This window comes from Ottowia sp. (assembly GCF_035325765.1).
GTDB lineage: Bacteria > Pseudomonadota > Gammaproteobacteria > Burkholderiales > Burkholderiaceae_C > Ottowia.
Genome location: NZ_DAOKZG010000003.1, coordinates 56050 through 74661 on the forward strand (window position 1 = coordinate 56050; position 18612 = coordinate 74661).

At 69.0% G+C, this 18612-nt stretch carries 16 protein-coding genes; 11 read left to right on the forward strand and 5 right to left on the reverse strand.

Translation table 11 applies throughout. From position 1 onward, the window contains the following. The first annotated feature begins 6 nt into the window (after window positions 1-6). The 9 genes from tssH (at window position 7) to PKA16_RS02000 (ending at window position 12740) form a co-directional block, all read left to right on the forward strand. On the forward strand, window positions 7-2748 hold the full coding sequence (tssH, locus tag PKA16_RS01960; protein ID WP_324399865.1) for a type VI secretion system ATPase TssH: 2742 nt from the start codon (window positions 7-9) through the stop codon (window positions 2746-2748). 24 nt (window positions 2749-2772) lie between these two features. Continuing rightward, window positions 2773-5145 carry a type VI secretion system tip protein TssI/VgrG gene (gene tssI, locus PKA16_RS01965; protein ID WP_324399867.1) on the forward strand — a complete coding sequence of 791 codons (2373 nt, stop codon included), beginning with the start codon at window positions 2773-2775 and terminating at the stop codon, window positions 5143-5145. Window positions 5146-5166: 21 nt separating this feature from the next. Beyond that, entirely contained in the window at window positions 5167-7797 is a 2631-nt protein-coding gene (locus PKA16_RS01970) for a DUF2169 domain-containing protein (RefSeq protein WP_324399869.1), read from the forward strand. Then, on the forward strand, window positions 7794-8843 hold the full coding sequence (locus PKA16_RS01975; protein WP_324399871.1) for a pentapeptide repeat-containing protein: 1050 nt from the start codon (window positions 7794-7796) through the stop codon (window positions 8841-8843). The genes PKA16_RS01970 and PKA16_RS01975 overlap by 4 nt, the downstream gene beginning before the upstream one ends. Further along, the gene (locus tag PKA16_RS01980) at window positions 8840-9502 is read left to right on the forward strand and encodes a DUF3540 domain-containing protein (RefSeq protein WP_324399873.1); all 663 of its coding nucleotides are present in this window, start codon (window positions 8840-8842) and stop codon (window positions 9500-9502) included. Before PKA16_RS01975 ends, PKA16_RS01980 begins: the two co-directional genes overlap by 4 nt. Before the next feature lie 11 nt (window positions 9503-9513). Continuing rightward, window positions 9514-9909, forward strand: coding sequence for a DUF4150 domain-containing protein (locus tag PKA16_RS01985; RefSeq protein WP_324399875.1), 396 nt, complete (start codon window positions 9514-9516; stop codon window positions 9907-9909). A 25-nt stretch (window positions 9910-9934) separates the two neighbouring features. Further along, window positions 9935-11563: a type VI secretion system-associated FHA domain protein TagH gene (gene tagH / locus PKA16_RS01990; RefSeq protein ID WP_324399877.1), complete on the forward strand. Its 1629-nt coding sequence runs from the start codon at window positions 9935-9937 to the stop codon at window positions 11561-11563. Window positions 11564-11567: 4 nt separating this feature from the next. After that, window positions 11568-12335 carry a protein phosphatase 2C domain-containing protein gene (locus tag PKA16_RS01995; protein ID WP_324399879.1) on the forward strand — a complete coding sequence of 256 codons (768 nt, stop codon included), beginning with the start codon at window positions 11568-11570 and terminating at the stop codon, window positions 12333-12335. A gap of 78 nt (window positions 12336-12413) precedes the next feature. Beyond that, window positions 12414-12740 (forward strand): hypothetical protein, encoded by a 327-nt coding sequence (locus PKA16_RS02000; RefSeq protein ID WP_324399881.1) that lies wholly within the window; start codon window positions 12414-12416, stop codon window positions 12738-12740. A 1-nt stretch (window position 12741) separates the two neighbouring features. Here PKA16_RS02000 and PKA16_RS02005 read toward each other — a convergent pair whose 3' ends face one another. The 5 genes from PKA16_RS02005 to PKA16_RS02025 form a co-directional block, all read right to left on the reverse strand. After that, window positions 12742-13329, reverse strand: a complete 588-nt coding sequence (locus PKA16_RS02005; RefSeq protein ID WP_324399883.1) for a peptidoglycan-binding protein — start codon at window positions 13327-13329, stop codon at window positions 12742-12744. A gap of 35 nt (window positions 13330-13364) precedes the next feature. Next, window positions 13365-13847 (reverse strand): type VI secretion system tube protein Hcp, encoded by a 483-nt coding sequence (locus PKA16_RS02010; protein ID WP_324399885.1) that lies wholly within the window; start codon window positions 13845-13847, stop codon window positions 13365-13367. A 131-nt stretch (window positions 13848-13978) separates the two neighbouring features. After that, a complete protein-coding gene (gene tssC / locus PKA16_RS02015) occupies window positions 13979-15472 on the reverse strand; it encodes a type VI secretion system contractile sheath large subunit (RefSeq protein WP_324399887.1) in 1494 nt (497 codons plus the stop codon). Window positions 15473-15515: 43 nt separating this feature from the next. Then, a complete protein-coding gene (tssB, locus tag PKA16_RS02020) occupies window positions 15516-16049 on the reverse strand; it encodes a type VI secretion system contractile sheath small subunit (RefSeq protein ID WP_324399890.1) in 534 nt (177 codons plus the stop codon). 17 nt (window positions 16050-16066) lie between these two features. Beyond that, a complete protein-coding gene (locus PKA16_RS02025; protein ID WP_324399892.1) occupies window positions 16067-17089 on the reverse strand; it encodes a type VI secretion system ImpA family N-terminal domain-containing protein in 1023 nt (340 codons plus the stop codon). Between the two features lie 76 nt (window positions 17090-17165). On the opposite strand from PKA16_RS02025, the gene tssJ reads away from it, so the two are divergent. Both tssJ and PKA16_RS02035 read left to right on the forward strand, forming a co-directional pair. Continuing rightward, entirely contained in the window at window positions 17166-17681 is a 516-nt protein-coding gene (tssJ, locus tag PKA16_RS02030) for a type VI secretion system lipoprotein TssJ (RefSeq protein WP_324399894.1), read from the forward strand. Between the two features lie 252 nt (window positions 17682-17933). Then, the gene (locus tag PKA16_RS02035) at window positions 17934-18611 is read left to right on the forward strand and encodes a response regulator transcription factor (protein WP_324399896.1); all 678 of its coding nucleotides are present in this window, start codon (window positions 17934-17936) and stop codon (window positions 18609-18611) included. The last annotated feature ends 1 nt before the right edge of the window (window position 18612 follow it).

Below are 18612 nucleotides of genomic sequence, written 5' to 3' on the forward strand. Positions count from 1 at the left end.
CCCGCCATGAGTGAGATCAGCCGCACCGCCCTGTTTGGCAAGCTCAACCCGCTCGCCTACAAGGCGATCGAGGGCGCCACCGTGTTCTGCAAGATGCGTGGCAACCCCTACGTCGAACTCGAGCACTGGTTCGCCCAGCTGCTGCAGCAGCAGGACAGCGACCTGCACCGCGTGATCCAGCACTATGGGCTCGACATCTCGGTGCTGGCGCGCGACCTGACCGCGGCGCTCGACCGCCTGCCGCGCGGCGCCACCGCGATCAGCGACTTCTCGCCCCACATCGAGAACGCCATCGAGCGCGCCTGGACCTACGCCACGCTGCAGTTCGGCGAGGCCCAGGTGCGCACCGGCTACCTGCTGGTCGGCATGCTGCGCACGCCCAGCCTGAAGAACCCGCTGCTCGGACTGTCGCCCGAGTTCGGCAAGGTCCGGGTGGAAGACCTGGCCGAGGACTTCGCCCGCATCTGCGATGCGTCGCCCGAGGCACGCATGGGCGCGCAGGACGGCAGCGGCATCGGCAGCGGCGCGCCGGGCGAGGACAGCGGCGCCATCGCGCCGGCGGCGATGGGCAAGGGCGAGGCGCTGAAGAAGTTCGCCGTCGACCTGACCGAAAAGGCGCGCCAGGGCGAGATCGACCCGGTCACCGGCCGCGACGACGAGATCCGCCAGATCGTCGACATCCTGATGCGCCGACGCCAGAACAACCCGCTGCTGACGGGCGAGGCCGGGGTCGGCAAGACCGCGGTGGTGGAAGGCTTCGCGGCGCGCCTGGCGCGCGGCGACGTGCCGCCCCTGCTGAAGGACGTGCGCCTGCTGTCGCTCGACATCGGCCTGCTGCAGGCCGGCGCCAGCATGAAGGGCGAGTTCGAGCAGCGCCTGCGCAGCGTGATCGACGAGGTGCAGTCCTCGCCGACGCCGATCATCCTGTTCATCGACGAGATCCACACCCTGATCGGCGCCGGCGGTGCCGCAGTAACGGGCGACGCCGCCAACCTGCTGAAGCCGGCGCTGGCGCGCGGCAACCTGCGCACCGTCGGCGCCACCACCTGGGCCGAATACAAGAAATACATCGAGAAGGACCCGGCGCTGACGCGGCGCTTCCAGGTGGTGCAGATCCTCGAGCCCGACGAGGCCAAGGCCATCGGCATGCTGCGCGGTGTCGCCAGCGTGCTCGAGAAGCACCACCGCGTGCAGCTGCTCGACGAGGCGATCGAGGCCGCGGTGCGCCTGTCGCACCGCTACATCCCGGCGCGCCAGCTGCCGGACAAGGCCGTGAGCCTGCTCGATACCGCCTGCGCCCGCGTCGCCGTGTCGCAGCACGCCACGCCGGCGGCGGTGGAGGACTGTCAGCGCCGCATCGAGGCGCTCACGGTGGAGCAGGAAATCATCGAACGCGAAGCCGCCATCGGCATCGACGTCGCGGCGCGCGCCGACCAGGTCGCCGCGCTGCGCGCCGCGGCCGACGCCGAACTGGCCGGGTTGACTGCGCGCTGGCAGGAGGAAAAGGCCCTGGTCGATCGCCTGCTGGAGCTGCGCGCCACCCTGCGCGCCGGCGCCCAGGCGGTGGACGCGCCAGCGGGGGCTGATGCGCCGGCCGCCGATGCGGTGCCCGAAGCCGAGGCAGCGCCGGTGGCCAGCGCGGCCGAGCCTGTCCCCGAACGCGCCGCCCTGCTGGCCGAACTGCACGAGCTGCAGGGTCGCATCCACGCCCTGCAGGGCGAGACGCCGCTGATCCTGCCCAGCGTCGACGCCCAGGCCGTGGCCTCGGTGGTGTCCGACTGGACCGGCATCCCGGTCGGGCGCATGGTCAAGAACGAGGTCGAGGCGATCCTGCAGCTCGCCGACACCCTCGGCCAGCGCGTGATCGGCCAGCAGCACGGGCTGGAGATGATCGCGCGGCGCATCCAGACCAGCCGCGCGCGCCTGGACAACCCGGGCAAGCCGATCGGCGTCTTCATGCTGTGCGGCACCTCGGGCGTCGGCAAGACCGAGACCGCGCTGGCGCTGGCCGAGGCGCTCTACGGTGGCGAGCAGAACGTCATCACCATCAACATGAGCGAGTTCCAGGAGGCGCACACCGTCTCCACGCTCAAGGGCGCGCCGCCGGGCTACGTCGGCTATGGCGAGGGCGGCATCCTGACCGAGGCCGTGCGCCGGCGGCCCTACAGCGTGGTGCTGCTGGACGAGGTCGAGAAGGCGCACCCCGACGTGCACGAGATCTTCTTCCAGGTGTTCGACAAGGGCCGCATGGAAGACGGCGAAGGCCGCATGATCGACTTTCGCAACACCATCATCCTGCTGACCACCAACGCCGGCAGCGAGCTGGTGATGAGCCTGTGCAAGGACCCCGAGCTGATGCCCGGCCCCGAGGCCCTGGCCGACGCGCTCAAGGCGCCGCTGATGAAGGTGTTCCCGCCGGCGCTGCTGGGGCGCATGGTGACGATCCCCTACTACCCGCTGTCGCCCGACATGATGAAGCAGATCGTCCGCCTGCAGCTCGGGCGCATCCAGAAGCGCGTGCAGGCCAACCACGGCGTGCCCTTCAGCTACACCGACGCCGTGGTCGACCAGGTGGTGGCGCGCTGCAACGACGCCGAGTCGGGCGGCCGCGTGATCGACGCCATCCTCACCAACACCGTGCTGCCGACGATTTCCGTCGAGTACCTGAAGCGCCTGGCCAGCGGCGGCGCCATCGCCCGTGTCGCGCTCGACGTGCGGGACGGCGACTTCCACTACGCCTTTGATTGAGGCCCATCCGCGAGGTGCAGACCCATGGCCGATGATCTCTACGAAATCAAGAGCGACGCCCCGGCCGCGTCCGACCTGATGTTCTGGAGCCTGCTCGGGCACGAGAGCCTGTCACGCCCGTCGTGCTACGAGCTCACCGTGCTGTCCGAGAAGAAGACCATCGCCGCCGGGGACGTGCTGGGCCACCCGTTCGATGTCATCGTGCGCTTCGACGACCCGGGACAGGCCCGGCACGAACGCCATTGCCAGGGCCACGCCGTGCGCTTCCGGCGCGAGCGCCAGGTCGGGCGCTACTACCAGTACCGCCTCACCCTGGTGTCCTGGTTCGGCCTGCTGGCCAAGCGCCGCAATGCCCGCATCCTGCAGGACAAGCCGGTGCTCGAGGTGCTGGATGCCGTGCTCGAGGACAGCCCGGTCAAGCGCTTCAAGAAGACCAACGTCGACCAGGTGATCGACACCCACAAGCCGCATCGCTACTGCGTGCAGTTCGAGGAAAGCGACCAGGACTTCCTCGCGCGCCTGCTGGAGGAGGAGGGCATCTATTACTGGTTCGACGCGCACGATGCGCCCGGCACGATGCGCCTGGCCGATACCAGCAGTGTCGCGCACGAACCCCTGCCGGTGATCGGCACGCTCGAGTACCGGCCGTTCGGCCGCGGTGACGTGCGCTTCGGCGAGATCATCGCCTGGATTGCCGGCGACCGGCTCGAGACCGGCAAGTGGGCCGCGCTCGACAGCAACTTCAAGACCATCCGCAAGAAGCTCGACGCCGAGGCCGACGTCTCGGCCGAGCACGAACTGGCCGATTTCGAGGAATTCGAGTTCCCGGGCGACTATTTCGACGCGGACCAGGGCGAGCTGGCCGCCCAGTGGCGCGGCGACGAACTGCAGGCGCGCCGCACGCGCCACTGGGCCGTCACGGAGTGGCCCGACGTCGCTGCCGGCCGCAACTTCAAGTACCAGGGCGACCCCGACGCCAGTCGCAACGGCGAATACCTGATCGGCTCCTGCACCTTCGTCCTCGTCCATGCCGGCTACGAAGGCATGGGCGACGTGGGCGCCGCCGCGCCGCCGCGTGCCGAGTTGCGCCAGATGCTGGCGGGCGACGCCTTCAACCAGGGCAATCCCGACGTGCTGCAGGACCTGGCCCAGACCCACCTGCTGCCGCGCGCCGGCGCGCCCGGCGCGCGCCTGTTCGTGCTCGGCCTGGCGCCCCAGTCCGTGCCTTACAAGCCGCCGCGCCTGACGCCGCGCGTGCGCATGCCGGGGCCGCAGTCGGCGATCGTCGTCGGGCCCGATGGCGAGGAGCTGCACGTCGACGAATTCGGCCGCGTCAAGGTGCATTTCCACTGGGACCGCTACGACGAGCGCAACGAGAAGTCCACCTGCTGGATCCGTGTCTCGCAGCCCTGGGCCGGGCAGGGCTGGGGCGGCTACTTCGCTCCGCGCATCGGGCAGGAAGTGATCGTCGACTTCCTCAATGGCGACCCGGATCGCCCCATCATCATGGGTCGCGTCTACAACGACGACCAGCCCATCCCCTACGACTCGCCCACGCAAAGCGGCTTCAAGACCCGTTCCACCCCGGGCGGCGGCGCCGGCAACTGCAACGAGTTGCGCTTCGAGGACAAGAAGGGCAGCGAGCAGGTGTTCCTGCACGCCGAGAAGAACCAGGACATCGAGGTCGAAAACGACGAGACGCACTGGGTCGGCAACGACCGCAAGAAGAAGGTCGACAACAACGAGCAGACGAAGATCGGCAACAACCGCATCGAGGAGGTCGGCAGCAACGAGGACATCAGCATTGGTGGCAACCGCAACGAGAGCGTGGGCGCCGACGAGGCCATCAAGATCGGCGGCTCCCGCGCCGAGAGCGTGGCTGCCAGCGAGAGCGTCACGATCGGGGCCGATCGCGACCTCACGGTGGGCGGCAGTGAGACCGTCATCGTCGGCGCCTCGCGCACCGAGTTGATCGGCGCCGACCTGGCGCAGACCATTGCTGGTGGGGTGACGCAGACCGTCGCAGGCGCGGTGACCCAGACGATCGGCGGCGCGCTGAACGTCACGGTGGGCGGTCCGGCCACGTTCACGGCGGCAGGCGGCTTCACCATCGTTGCACCGGGTGGCACCAAGATCATCGACATGGAACTGAGCCAGATGGGCGGCACGATCAAGGAGGGCTATGCCATGAAGTTCGACTTCAATGGCATCTCGAACGAGGCCAATGCGGCCAAGACCGAGATGACAGGCTTCACCGCGGCTGCGATCGGAGCCAAGGCAGAGACCGTGGGCGCGGAGTTGAAGAGTGGCAACCTGTCGGTCGAGCAGATGGTCGGCCTCGAGGCCTTGAGCACGGCAACCGGGATCGAGATGGACACGCTCAAGGTGTTTCTCTAGGAGGCTTGCTCCTTGAAGGTCATGAAGCCGCTTTCCGTGTCGATCCTGGCACGCCCGTTCGAATTCAGGCAGCGCACGATGCTTGGGTTCTCGGGCTTGGTCTGCGTCGAATTGACCGAGCGCGCCAGGGTCTTCACCGAGGCCGAGCTCTGGGCCCTGTGGGCGACGCGCCCCGAATCGGCGGCGCCGCTGGAAGAGGGCATCCCGCGCATCCACGGCGAGTACCTTGTTTCCGGCATTGCATATCCACATGCCAGCGACGGTCGCGCCTGCGCGGTCGCGGCGCGTTGTGGCCAGCTCAGCAAGCAGTTGCTGGTGTTCGGCGACCGCGCCTGGGAGGGCGATCGCCCGACGCCTGCGCGCCCCTTCGCGGCCTTGCCGCTGACGTGGGCGCGCTCCTGGGGCGGCGAAGGCGTGCCCGAGAACCCCCTGGGTTGCGGCGCCGCGCCGGTCGAACGCGATGGCGTTCGCTTGCACCCGTTGCCGAATGTCGAGGACCCGCGCCAGCCGCTGGCGTCGCCGCGCGACCGCGTCAGGACCGTGGGCTTTGGCCCGATCGACCCGATGTGGCCGCAGCGCATGCGCCATCAGGGCACCTACGACGACGACTGGCTGAAGACCCAGTTCCCGGCGGTGGCGGCGGACACCGACTGGCGCTACTTCAACGTGGCTCCTGAGGACCAGCAGCAGGCCGAGCCGTTTGCCGGCACCGAGGAGTACGCGTTCCAGAACCTGCATCCGACCCAGCCGCTGCTCGCCGGCCGCCTGCCGGGCTTGCGCGTGCGCGGCTTCGCCACGCAACGCGTGGCCGGCGTGGAAAAGTTCCGGGAGATCCGGACCCGCCTGAACACCCTGTGGTTTTTCCCCGATGTCGAGCGCGCGATCCTGGTGTTCCAGGGCATGCACGAGATCGCCGAGGACGATGGCTCGGACATCATCCACCTGCTCGCCGCGCTGGAACACGCGGATCAACCTCGTCCGGCCGCGCACTACCTGCAGGTGCGCGACAAGCGGTTGGACAAGGACAACGGGCTGATCGAATCGCTGCGCGAGGAAGACCTGATGCCGGCAGACCTGGTGGTGCCGCTGGTTGACTTCACGCCGCGCAAGAATCGCGCGCTGGAGCGGGGTTTGCAGCGCGCCGAAATCGAACGGGCACGGGTTCGTGACGAGGTCGCGCGCCACGGCCTCGATCCGGACGAGCATGCCCCTCCCGTCCAGGGCGAACCGGTGCCGGAAGTCAGGACCGTGGACGACCTGCTGCGCCTGCGGCACCAGGCGGACCAGCGCATGGCGCAGGCCAGGCAGCAGATGGAGTCGGAGCGTGCCATGAGCCTGGCCGACGCCCGGGCAGTGTTCCAACGCGAAGGCAAGGATTTCGGCCCGATCGAACGCGAGATGGCGGGTCTGGAAACCCGGGGTCCACCCAGGCCCTTCGTGGACGCGTTGCTCGAAAGCCTGCACGACCACATTGCCGCGGGTCAGTCCAACAAGGCCGGCATCGCCGAGCTCGAGCACATGGTGGCGGACGAGAAATTGCACGCCCAGTGGCGCGCGGGCGAGGCCAGCCAGTTGGCTGCCTATCGCCTTGGCGCTCATCTTCAGGTGCCGGCGGATCGCATCCGGCCCGACGCCGCCCGGGCCTTGCGTCAGCGGGTCCTGGCCCATTCCGGCCGCGACTTTCGGGGTTGGGACCTGACCGGCGCCGACCTGTCGGGTCTCGACCTCTCGGGCGCCAATTTCCAGGGCGCGCTGATGGAGCGCGCCAACCTGACCGGCACCCGGCTTTCCGGCGCCAACCTGCGCGATGCCGTGCTGGCGCATGCCGACCTGCAATCGACACAGTTTCAGCACGCCGTGCTGGTCGGCGCGAATCTCGGCGCGGCACGCATCGATCAGGCCGATTTCGAGGGTGCGGACCTCACGGGCGCCCTGTTCGCGAAGGCGCGGCTGTCCGAAGTGAACTGGCGCGGCGCGATGCTGGACGGCATCCGGCTCGAAGAGGTCCAGTTGCGCGGCGTCGACTGCAGCGGGGCACGCGCCACCAGGATGCTGGTGTTCTACCGCCTCGACCTGCGGGGGTGCTCTTTTGCCGGTGCCCGGCTGGCCCAGGCGGTCTTCATCGAGTGCGACGCGAGCGGCGTCGACTTCAGCGGCGCCGTGTTCGAGAAATGCGCCTTCGTCACCCTGAAGGCGCCCGGCGCGTGCTTTGGCGGCCTGCGCATCGACTCCGGCTGTTTCGCGCAGGCCTGCGAGCTCGCGCAGGCGGATTTTTCTGGTGCGCTGCTGTCCAACCTGAGTCTTCGTGGCGCCGTGCTGACGGGGGCCGTGCTGCGCGGCGCGAGCCTGCACGGTTCGGACTTCAGCGAATGCGACCTGACCGGCGCCGACCTGCGCGGTGCCGATGCGCGCGCGGCGCGCTTCGTGCGCGCCCGGCTGGCGCAGGCGCGCTTCGACGGCGCCAACCTCACGGACGCGGTGCTTCAGCACGCCAGGCTGGAGGACACCGACTTTCGCCACGCCAACCTGTTCCAGAGCGATTTCGCGCGTGTGCGCGTGGCGCCGGGCGTGCGGCTGGACGGCGCCCTGCGCACGCGCATGCGCATCTACCCGCGCCACCGCGCGAGCGCGCCCGGGGAGGCTGCCGGATGACGCGCGATGACATCCTGCGCGCGGTGCAGCAGGCCGAGCCGGTGCGCGAGCAGGTGCTGGCGGGCATGGACCTCGCAGGCTGCGACCTGTCGGCCACGCTGTTCGATCACTGCGATTTCCGCGGCGCCAACCTGGAAGGCGCCGACCTCACCGATGCGCGGTTCAATGCCTGCACCTTCGTGCACAACGCCATGAACCGCTGCGTCGCCGAGGGCGCGGCCTTCATCGAAAGCCGCTTCGAGCGCGTGGCGATGGCCGAGGTCGCGCTGCAGAACACGCACTGGATGGCCTGCCAGATCGACGGCCTGGCCCTGGTGCGCAGCACGCTGGACTTCGTCAACTTCGCCAACTGCCGCATCGAGCGCCTGTTGCTGGACGACAGCCAATTGCAGAAGGTGACGCTGGCGGACTGCCGGACCGGCGTGCTGAGCTTGCGGCGCAGCCGACTCGAGCGCGTCGTGCTGCTGGAATGCGACCTGCGCCAGGCCGACTTTCGCGACGCCTCCTTCGATACCGTCGTGATGATCAAGAGCGTGCTCGCGGGCCAGTCCTTCGCGGGCCAGCGGATGGCCAACGTCCAGTTCATCGGCGCCGACCTGAGCGGCTGTGACTTTACCGGCGCGCACCTGGCCCAGGTCAATTTCCAGCAGGCGAAGGCGCCTGGCCTGGTGTTCGTCGATGCCCATGCACCCTGCGCCCTGTTCGTCGAGACCGACCTGGTCGGCAGCCGCTTCGAGCGTGCGCGGTTGCGCCAGGCCCTGTTCAACGGCGCGCAGGCGGCGCGCTGCCGCTTCGATGGCGCCGACCTGTACCAGACCAACTGGACCCAGGCCCGGCTGGAGCAGGCCAGCCTGCGCGACTGCGAGCTGACCTACGCCGATTTCTCCCATGCGGTGCTGGACGAGGCCGACCTGAGCGGCAGCGCTCTGTACCGGGCCAGATTGCACGAAATTTCCGACCGCGGCGCGCGCTTCAGCGATCGTGCCCGTGCCCTTGAATCCGACCCGGAACTGCTGGCCGCCGAGCGCTGGCAGGCGCCGGCATGACACCATCGGAGGCCGATGCCATGGGAGCCCGCGACGAAAACCTGCTGCAAATGGCGGCACCCGCCCTGGAGCCCGGTACCGCGCGCGTCCTGGCCGTCGACCAGTCCGGCCGGCAGTGCGTGTTGCAGGTGGGCGACCAGACCTGGACGGCGCGGCGCGCGGCGAGCTGCCTGGTGTTGCCGCGGGTGGGCGATCTGGTCGCTCATGTCGGCACCGAGGCTGGTGCATCTCACGTCACCGCCGTGCTCGAGCGCGCCGCCGGCGTGCCGCTGACGTTGTGCCTGCCCGCAGGTTCGGTCATCGCCGCGCAGGATGGCGCCCTGACCCTGCAGGCCGACGCGCTCACCCTGGCCGCGCGCAGCTTCCACCTCGAGGCTGAACAGGCGCAGCTCAACGTCGAGCAGGTGAATGCGGTGGGCCGCAAGGCCTCGTGGTCCTACAGCGCCGTCAAGGTGACGACGGAATTGCTCGAATCGTTTGCCGAACGCGTGCTGCAGTTCGCGCGCTGGAGTCAACGCATGATCGACGGTCCCGACCAGGTACGCAGCCGCCAGATCGATTACCGTGCCGAGCAGATCCTGCAGTTGCAGGCCCACACCGTGATCGCCAACGCCGACAAGCTGTTCAAGGCCGACGGCGAGCAGATCCACATCGGTTGAGGAGCCTTGCCATGTTTGCCAATTGCCAGCTCATGGGAACCGACATGGCGTTTCCGGACGTCTGCCTCACCCCCAGCCCGGCCGGACCGGTCCCCGTGCCGTATCCCAACGTGGCCATGGGGCCGATGGCCGTGCCCAACGTGCCGACGATCCTGTTTGCCGGCGCGCCGGCGCACAACATGGGCACCACCATCCCCATGACGAACGGCGACAATGCGGGTTTGGCAACCGGCGTTGCATCCGGCGTCGTGATGGGGCCGGGGCGGCATCTGACCGGGGCGTTCAGCGTCCTGCTCAAGGGCCTGCCGGCCACCCGCATGACCAGCGTCTCGCTGCAGAACAGCACGAACGCTCCGGGGTGCCGGCTCGTCCCCAGCCAGCCCAAGGTGCTGCTGCTGGCGCCATGAGCCGCAAACTGGAGGACTCCCTGGCGTGATCGAACTGACCGTCACCAGCCATCATGGCGCCCCCGCCGTGCCTGCCCCGTCCGCGAGCTTCGACGCGACCGGCGGCACCATCGGCCGCGCGCCGTCCAACACCCTGGTGCTCGACGACCCGGACCGCACGGTCTCACGCCTGCACGCGCAGATCAGCCAGCGCGATGGCCAGTGGTTCATCGTCGACCGGGGCAGCAATCCACTGTCGCACAACGGCCGCGTCCTGGGTGCGGGCAACGAGGCCCGGCTGGCCGACGGCGACGTTCTCACGATCGGCAGCTTTGAGTTGCGCGTGCGGGAGCTGGCCGGCGCCGCGCCGGCCACCGCCCAGCAACCCGCGACCGCGGCGCTGGGGCCGGATGACAGCGACGACCCCTTCGCGCACCTGCTCGAGGGCCTGGGCGCGCCGCCCGGTCCGCCGGCGGTTCCGGCATCCGGGCCAGCCACCCTGGACCCGGCCGCCAGGTCGCTTCCCGATCCACTGGGCCGGCCGGCATCCCGCGCCGCAGCCGACGATCCGTTCGCCGACCTGCTGGCGCCCGGCACGCCCGCTTCCACGCCGGTTGGCGCGGCGCCGGCCTTGCCGCCGGATGACTTTTCCGACCTGGCGGGGCCAGGAGCCGGCGGTCGCGCCGAGTCCATCGACGCGCTGTTCGGCCTCGGCAGCGCCCTGTCGAACGACCCGCTGGCCCAGTCACCGCTGGCCGACCCGGTGGCGCAGCCCAACACCGCCGCGGCGCAGGACCCGCTCGCCGCGTTCGGCAGCCAGCTTCCCTTGCAGCCACCGGCGCGCAGCGATCACCTGCCGATCGAGTCCTTCGGCTACGTCCCGCCGCCCGCTGCGCCCGCTGTCAGTGCGCCACCGACGCCGGAGCGCGCGCCCGAACCCGACCCGCTGGCCATCCCGCCGGTCGACCTGTCCGCACTCGCCCAGTCCGCGCCGCCGGTCGCGGCGTCGCCTCCCCCGGCTCCGGTGCGGGCTGCGCCAACCGGTCACGCCGAGCCGGCGGATACCCCGGCCGCCGGCGACGACGTCCTGCTGGCGGCCCTGCTGCGCGGCCTGGGTCCGCTGCAGCAGCCGATCGAGGCGCTGACGCCGGGCCTGCTGGAGCGCATCGGCGCCATGCTGCGCAGCGCCACCGAAGGCACGCTGCAGCTGCTGCACACGCGCCAGGAATTCAAGCGCGAGGTGCGCGCCCAGGTCACGATGATCGCGGCGCAGGCCAACAACCCGCTCAAGTTCTCGCCCACCGTCGAGGTCGCGCTGGCGCACCTGCTCGGCCCGGGCGTGCGCGGCTTCATGCCGGCCGAGGTCGCCATGCGCGATGCCTACCAGGACCTGCGTGCGCATGAGTTCGGCGTCATGGTCGGCATCCGCGCCGCGCTGGAGCATGTGATCCACCAGTTCGAGCCCGATGCGCTGGAGCAGAACATCGCCACCCGTTCGCGGCTCGACGCGATCTTCTCCGCCAATCGCAAGGCCAGGCTGTGGGACCAGTTCGTCAAGCTCTACGCCGAGATCGCGCGCGACGCCGAGGATGACTTCCACAGCCTGTTCGGCAAGGCCTTCCTGCAGGCCTACGAAGAGCAGATGGCCAAGTTCAAGGCCATGGACGGCCACTGACGACATGCAGGCCGAGCTCGTGACCCTGTCCCGCCAAGGCGGACGCACCTACAACGAGGACAGTGTCGGCCACTGCAGCACCGGTCCCTACCTGGCCTGCGTCGTCGCCGACGGCGCCGGCGGTCATGGCGGCGGCGACGTCGCGTCGGCGATCGCGCGGCAGACCGTGCTGCAGGGCTTCGAGGCCGAGCCGACGCTCGATCCGGCGCTGCTGCGCGCGCTGGCCGAGCGCGCGAATCACGACATCGTCCGACGCCAGGGCGAGGGTGGCCAGCTCGCGCGCATGCGCTCGACCCTGGTGCTGGCGGTGGTCGACCTCGAGCAGGGGCGCATGGTCTGGGTGCACTCGGGTGACAGCCGCGCCTACCTGTTTCGCGACCGCGTCATCGCCGCGCGCACCAGCGACCACAGCCTGGTGCAGCAGATGGTGCGCAGCGGCCTGCTGGGCGACGAGCAGGCACGCCTGCATCCGCAGCGCTCGGTGCTGCTGTCGGCCCTGGGCAGCGAGGACGGCAGCGTGGTGGTCGACGTCTCCGAGCCGCTGCGGCTGGAGCCGGGCGACGTCGTGCTGCTGTGCAGCGATGGCGTGTGGGAGCCGTTGGGCGACGCGCGCCTGGGCGAACTGCTGCGGGACAGCGGCTCGCCCGGCCAACTCGCCGGGCGTCTCGATGCCGAGATCACCGCACTGGCCGACCCAAGGCAGGACAACTACACGGCGCTGATTGCCTGGGTCGCTGCGGAAGAGGAGCAGACCCGGTTGTTGCCGTACTGAGCAGGGGTCGGCCGGCCCGGCGGCGGCCTCGGGATCCGCCGGCTGGCGGCGTTCCGCGCGCCGCACCCGCAGCGCAACATGCTGCTGTCGGCGCTCGGCTCCAGGGACGAGCCGCCGGACATCGACGTGTCCGAGTGCATGCGACTGCTGCCGGGCGATGTGCTGCTCTTGTGCTCCGACGGCGTGTGGGAGCTACTGGGCGACGAGCGCCTGATCGAATCGGCGCATGCTGCGCACGATCCCGACCAATGGTTCGAACTGATCGATGCGCAGGTCAACGCGCTCGGCAAGCCGGGTCAAGATAATTGCACCGCACTTGCCTTGTGGATGCGCGAAGGCGACGATTCGGACCGAATGCGCCTGCTGCCGCCCGTGCCAGATTCCGGCAGGGCGACGTCGGGATAGTTCAAGCCGACCTCTGTTTGGCCCTGAGTTTGTTGGATAGCGTAGAAAAAATCTTACGGGTCATGGCCCCGGCTTCGCTGTAAACCTGCTCGGGAGTCTGCCCATGGTAGCGCGTAGCCTCGGTCTTGACTGTCGCAAGTGCGTTGCGCAACTGGATCGGGATGTCGGCCCGTAGCGGCAAGTCGACGAAATTATCGAGGCCAGTCTCGATGCAGCCATAGGCACAGGCATCGTTCAACAGTACCAGCGTGTAGTACTGCTTGGTGATCAAGCTCGTGCTATAGGGCGGGCTGCGGAACGGATCAAGCAGCCCGTCGTTGCCGGTATCGTTGCCAACAGCGATGAACTGCTGCTGGACGTGGTTGATGTGGCGCTGCGTCGAGCTGCCGTAGAAACCATCGACCGCAATGCCGTTTTCTCCCGGTGGCGGCGGGCAGTTTTCGAAGCCAACTTCGTAATAGAAGATGCGTAGCAATGCCTGCACCAGGAGGACGTCTTCGCGCCGGTTGTGGCCTCTGGCGCCGACCGAAAAGTCGACGTTGTAGAAGTAAGGAATGCCAGGCTCGTTGAGCGGATAGGAAAAAGCCATGATCTTCTCCAGCCGTGACCGGCCTCGGCTCCCGCTCAACGCGTCGCCGTGGACTTGACTTCCCAGCCGAAGGTCACATCGCCGTCGGTCTTGCCCTTCTCGTCCTTCTGGGCCTTGTAGTTGAACTCGATGTCCTTGTAGGCCACGGTCACGGTCTCGACCACGTCGCCACCGGCCGCGCCACCAACCTGGACGCTGGTGATGAACGCCGACTTGAGCTTGATCGTCAGGTAGAGCTGCTGGCTGTCGTCGCCGGCCTTGCGGCAGGACAGCAGCAGCTCGTCGAAGTGGGTGCCCGTGACGCAGTTTCGAGCCAGGTTGGGCGAAGCCTTGTCGTAGTTGTGGGTGAACATCAGGTCGCCCGGCACGGCCTTGCCCTTGCCCAGGCCACCACCAGCCCCCGAAGCCGCGTTACTCACGCTCCAGCTCCAGGAATGGATCTCGATCTCGCCCTTATGGTCCTTGTGCTCGGACTCGCCGGCGACGTTGCTGAGCTTGACGTGGAAATCGGATGACATGTGGGTTCTCCTTTGAGCCCGTGTCCCGGGCGGTTGGTGGACGATGATCGGGCCAGGTGCGCGAGCGCGCCCGCATCACCTGGTCAGTGGCAAGACGAATCGCCGGGCGCCTTTCCAATCGGCCATTTGGCCTATGCGGCCTTGGCCGACGGCAGCTTCGACACCAGGCGCAGCGACACCGTCAGGCCCTCGAGCTGGTAGTGCGGCTTGAGGAAGAACTTGGAGGTGTAGTAGCCGGGGTTGCCCTCGACTTCCTCAACCACCACTTCCGCTGCCGCCAGCGGGCGCTTGGACTTGGTGATTTCCGACGAGTTCGCGGGGTCGCCGTCGACGTAGTTCATGATCCACTTGTTGAGCCAGCGCTCCATTTCCTCGCGGCCCTTGAAGCTGCCGATCTTGTCGCGCACGATGCACTTGAGGTAGTGCGCGAAGCGGTTGCAGGCGAACAGGTAGGGCAGGCGCGCCGCCAGGTTGGCGTTGGCCGTGGCGTCGGGGTCGTCGTATTCGAACGGCTTGTTCAGGGACTGCGCGCCGATGAAGGCGGCGAAGTCGCTGTTCTTGCGGTGGATCAGTGACAGCAGGCCGGCCTTGGACAGTTCGGCCTCGCGCCGGTCGCTGATGGCGATCTCGGTCGGGCACTTCTGGTCGACGCCGCCGTCGTCGCTCGGGAAGGTGTGCAGCGGCAGGTTCTCCACCGCGCCGCCCGACTCGATGCCGCGGATGCGTGAACCCCACCCGTAGAGCTTGTACGAGCGGTTGATGTTGGTCGCCATGGCGTAGGCGGCGTTGGCCCACGAATACTTGGAATGGTCGGCGCCTGCGGTGTCCTCCTCGAAATCGAACTCCTCCACCGGGTTGGTGTTGGCGCCATAGGGAGCGCGCGCCAGGAAGCGCGGCATGCACAGACCGATGTACTTGGCGTCGTCCGACTCGCGCAGACTGCGCCAGGCCGCGTATTCGGGCGTCAGGAAGATCTTGGTGAGGTCGCGCGGGTTGGCCAGCTCCTGCCAGCTTTCCATCTGCATCAGCGTCGGGCTGGCGCCACTGATGAAGGGCGCGTGCGCCGAAGCGGCGATCTTCGCCATCTCGCCCAGCAGTTCGACGTCGGCCGGTGTCTGGTCGAAGAAATAGTCGCCGACGATGGCGCCGTAGGGTTCGCCGCCGAACTGGCCGTATTCCTGCTCGTAGACCTTCTTGAAGATCGGGCTCTGGTCCCAGGCCGTGCCCTTGAATTTCTTGAGCGTCTTGGCCAGATCCTTCTTGGAGATGTCCAGCACCCTGATCTTCAGGTTCTCGTCAGTCTCGGTGTTGTTGACCATGTAGCTCAGGCCGCGCCAGGCGCTTTCGAGCTGCTGGAAGTCGGGGTGGTGGATGATCTTGTTGACCTGCTCGGTGAGCTTGGCGTCGATCGCGGCGATCATCGCCATGATCGACTGCGTGACGTCCTTGCCGATCAGCTGGGTCTGCGCCAGCGCCTGCTGCGCCAGCGTCTGCACTGCCACCTCGACGGCGCTGCGGGCCTCGTCGCTGCGTGGCTTGAATTCCTTCTGCAGCAGGGCCGCGAATTCGCTGCCGGCGTATTCGACGCCCTGCAGCGGGCTTTGCTCGGTCTGGGTCTGTGCCATCGTGTCCTCCGGATGCGGGTGTGCGGGGGCGTGCCGGGGCCGGTCAGCCGGCCGACGCTTCGCCTTCGCCGGCGGCGGGCGTGTCGGCAGGCTTGGCGGTGGCGGCCAGCGACTGCAGCAGCGCCGGGTCGTCCAGCACCTTGGCCAGGAGTTCCTCGGCGCCGCCCTTGCCGTCCATGTAGGTGACCAGGTTGGAGAGCTGGTTGCGCGCCTCCAGCAGCTTGCTGAGCGCGTCCACCTTGCGCGCCACGGCGGCGGGCGAGAAGTCGTCCATGCTCTCGAAGGTGAGCTCGACCTTCAGCTCGCCTTCGCCGGTCAGCGTGTTCTCGACCGAGAACGCGGTGCGCGGCTTCATCGCCTTCATGCGCGACTCGAAGTTGTCGACGTCGAACTCCAGGAACTTGCGCTCGCCCACCTGGGGCAGGGGGTTTTCCGGCTTGCCCGAGAGGTCGGCCATCACGCCCATGACAAAGGGCAGCTGAATCTTCTTCTCGGCGCCGTAGAGCTCGACGTCGTATTCGATCTGCACCCGTGGCGCGCGGTTGCGGGCGATGAATTTCTGGCTGCTTTGTGCCATGGTGCGACTCCTTCGCTTCAGGATTCGGGCCGGGGCCCGGTGATGACTTCGATGGTTTCCAGCGCGTTCGGGGCCAGGTTGGCCATGATGTCCAGGAAGCTGACGCCGATCAGCTGCTTGGCGCGCGCGATCAGCAGCGGCGCGGGGTTGCCCGGCTCGGACTGCTCCAGGTAATGGATGACGCGGTCGAGCGCCAGCAGCGCGTCCTGCCGCGTGCGGATCTCGCCCGGCACGGCGGCGCGCGCGCCGGCCGGCGCGACGGCGGCTTCCGGGGCGGCGCCGTCCGCGTCTTGCGGCGCGGCCTCGGTGGCGCCCGGTGCGGCCTGGGCCAACAGATGGGTGATGCCCTTCAGGCGCCCGAGATCCAGGCCCTCGCCGCGCGCGCTGTGCTCGGCCACCAGCTCGGACAGCCGATCCAGCATCCGCCCCAGGCCGCGCATGGCGTCGGCCGTCTCGGGGACGCTTGCGAGGATGTCGTCCAATCCGCCCTGGACGGCCGCCGCCGACAAGGGCGAGGCGTCGTCGGCCGGCGTCAGCAGGCCGCGCGCGATCGCCAGGTCGCGCACGCGGATCGGGCCGATGCCCGCGGCAATGCCGAGCCGTGCCTCGTACAGGTCGCGCACCAGGGCGCTGTCGTCGTTCAGCGCTGCCAGCGCGTTCAGGCGCATGGTCGGGTCGTTGTCGTCGTCGGCGTCGAGCTGCGGATGCACGCTGTCCCAGAATCGCTCCAGCAGGCCGGTGAGCAGCTCCAGCCCGAGGCGCGTCCCGGCCAGGCCTTGCATGCGCGTTGCCGCGCGCAGCAGCAGCACGGCCGGGCGCAGGTCCCTGCTGCGCTCGAGCAGGGCCTGGGCCTGGGCCGCCACGTCGGCCCAGTCGGGCTCGACCGCCGCGATGATGGTCTCGCCGAACTGCTGCTCGGGCTTGCCCTCGGCCGCGACGGCCAGCGCCAGGAAGGCCGGGTCGTACTCCAGGTCCGGGCCGCTCGGGGCGTCGCCCGCAATCGGCTCGAGCAGGGTGCCAACGAGGTCGGGGGTCAGCATGTTGCCATTTCGCTTTTCACCACCGGATAATCAAAGAGGGCCCGCGCAGGGTCAATGCCACAAAGGAGATAGCGTGTTGCAAGCTGATACTGTCCATTTGTCCTATATGTCGCCGGCGCCGCGCCCGGACCTGCACCGGCGTGCCTGGCTGGCTGCGGGAGCTGCACTGGGACTGGGGCTGATGGCCGGCTGCGCATCCAAGCCCGTGACGACCCCGGTGACGCTGCAGTTCGTCGCCGCGCCCGATGTCAACCCCGACGCGCGCGGACGCGCCTCGCCCGTGCTGGCGCGCGTCTACGCGTTGAAGGCGCCGGGCGCCTTCGACGCGGCCGACTTCTTTTCACTGCAGGACAAGGACAGCGTCACGCTCGGTGCGGACCTGGTGCAGCGCGAGGAGCTGATCATGCGCCCTGGCGAGCAGAAGAGCCTGCAGCTGGTGCTGCCAGCCGACGTCGCCGCGCTCGGCTTCATCGGCGCCTACCGCGACCTGAACCGCGCGCGCTGGCGCCAGGGCGTGCCGGTGACGCCTGGCGCGCCGCTGGCGCTGGTGATCACCTACGGCGCGCAGGGCATCGACGTGACGCGACGCTGAGCAGCGGGCCGCCCCGGTCGGCCGCGTCGCGGTGGATGCGGCGCCCGGCCAGGAGCGTGGGCGGCAGCAGGTGCGCCGGCTGCAACGCGCGAGAAACCGGCCCATCGAGGTGCTGCCGACCGCACCCAGGGGGCCACCCTGGGCGTGTCTAGGCCGTTTGGACGACCGTGGCCAGCTTGCCCGCGCGTGGCTTCGCGTTTATCGTGATCGGCACGAGCCGCGCCTCTTGCGTGCCCTTGCCGCCGACCCGCCATGAAGATCCTGATTGCCGACGACCACCGCCTCATCATCGACGCGGTTGCCGACAAGCTGAGCGAGCTCGGGCCGGACGTCGAGGTGGTGTCGGCGGTCGACGTGCCCGGCCTGCTGGAATGCGTGGGCGCGCCGCTCGACCTGGCGCTGATCGACCTCAGCATGCCCGGCGCCGACGGCCTCAGCCACGTGCAGGAGGTGCTGCGGCGCGCGCCCGGCCTGCCCGTGATCGTGCTGTCCGGCCACGAGGAGCCCGGCATCATGCGCGACGTGCTCGACTGCGGCGCGCGCGGCTTCATCCCCAAGGCCTATTCCCCCGCCGTCATGGTGTCGGCCGTGCGGCTGGTGCTGGCGGGCGGCGTCTACGTGCCGCCGATGCTGCTGGCCGGCGTTGGCGAGGCGCGGGCGGCCGTCCCCGAGGGCGCGCCGCCGCATTCCGAGCAGGAACTCGATTCGCTGCGCGACCTGCTCACCGAGCGCCAGATCGACGTGCTGCGCCTGCTCTCGCAGGGCCAGCCCAACAAGGTGATCGGGCGCAGCCTGGGCATCAGCGAAGGCACCGTCAAGATCCACCTGGCCGCCATCTTCCGCGCCCTCAATGCGCGCAATCGCACCGAGGCCGTGATGACTGCGCGCGCCCTGGTCGACGGTCAGGCCCGCCCCTCGCGTGCCGTCTGAG

Coding starts and splice junctions, on each gene's coding strand:
- PKA16_RS01970 (WP_324399869.1), top strand. CDS start 5,167: ATGAAGCCGCTTTCCGTGTCGATCCTGGCACGCCCGTTCGAATTCAGG.
- PKA16_RS01975 (WP_324399871.1), top strand. CDS start 7,794: ATGACGCGCGATGACATCCTGCGCGCGGTGCAGCAGGCCGAGCCGGTG.
- tssC (WP_324399887.1), bottom strand. CDS start 15,472: ATGGCACAGACCCAGACCGAGCAAAGCCCGCTGCAGGGCGTCGAATAC.
- PKA16_RS01980 (WP_324399873.1), top strand. CDS start 8,840: ATGACACCATCGGAGGCCGATGCCATGGGAGCCCGCGACGAAAACCTG.
- PKA16_RS02025 (WP_324399892.1), bottom strand. CDS start 17,089: ATGCTGACCCCCGACCTCGTTGGCACCCTGCTCGAGCCGATTGCGGGC.
- PKA16_RS02005 (WP_324399883.1), bottom strand. CDS start 13,329: ATGGCTTTTTCCTATCCGCTCAACGAGCCTGGCATTCCTTACTTCTAC.
- tssI (WP_324399867.1), top strand. CDS start 2,773: ATGGCCGATGATCTCTACGAAATCAAGAGCGACGCCCCGGCCGCGTCC.
- PKA16_RS02000 (WP_324399881.1), top strand. CDS start 12,414: ATGCTGCTGTCGGCGCTCGGCTCCAGGGACGAGCCGCCGGACATCGAC.
- tssB (WP_324399890.1), bottom strand. CDS start 16,049: ATGGCACAAAGCAGCCAGAAATTCATCGCCCGCAACCGCGCGCCACGG.
- tssH (WP_324399865.1), top strand. CDS start 7: ATGAGTGAGATCAGCCGCACCGCCCTGTTTGGCAAGCTCAACCCGCTC.
- PKA16_RS02035 (WP_324399896.1), top strand. CDS start 17,934: ATGAAGATCCTGATTGCCGACGACCACCGCCTCATCATCGACGCGGTT.
- PKA16_RS01995 (WP_324399879.1), top strand. CDS start 11,568: ATGCAGGCCGAGCTCGTGACCCTGTCCCGCCAAGGCGGACGCACCTAC.
- PKA16_RS02010 (WP_324399885.1), bottom strand. CDS start 13,847: ATGTCATCCGATTTCCACGTCAAGCTCAGCAACGTCGCCGGCGAGTCC.
- PKA16_RS01985 (WP_324399875.1), top strand. CDS start 9,514: ATGTTTGCCAATTGCCAGCTCATGGGAACCGACATGGCGTTTCCGGAC.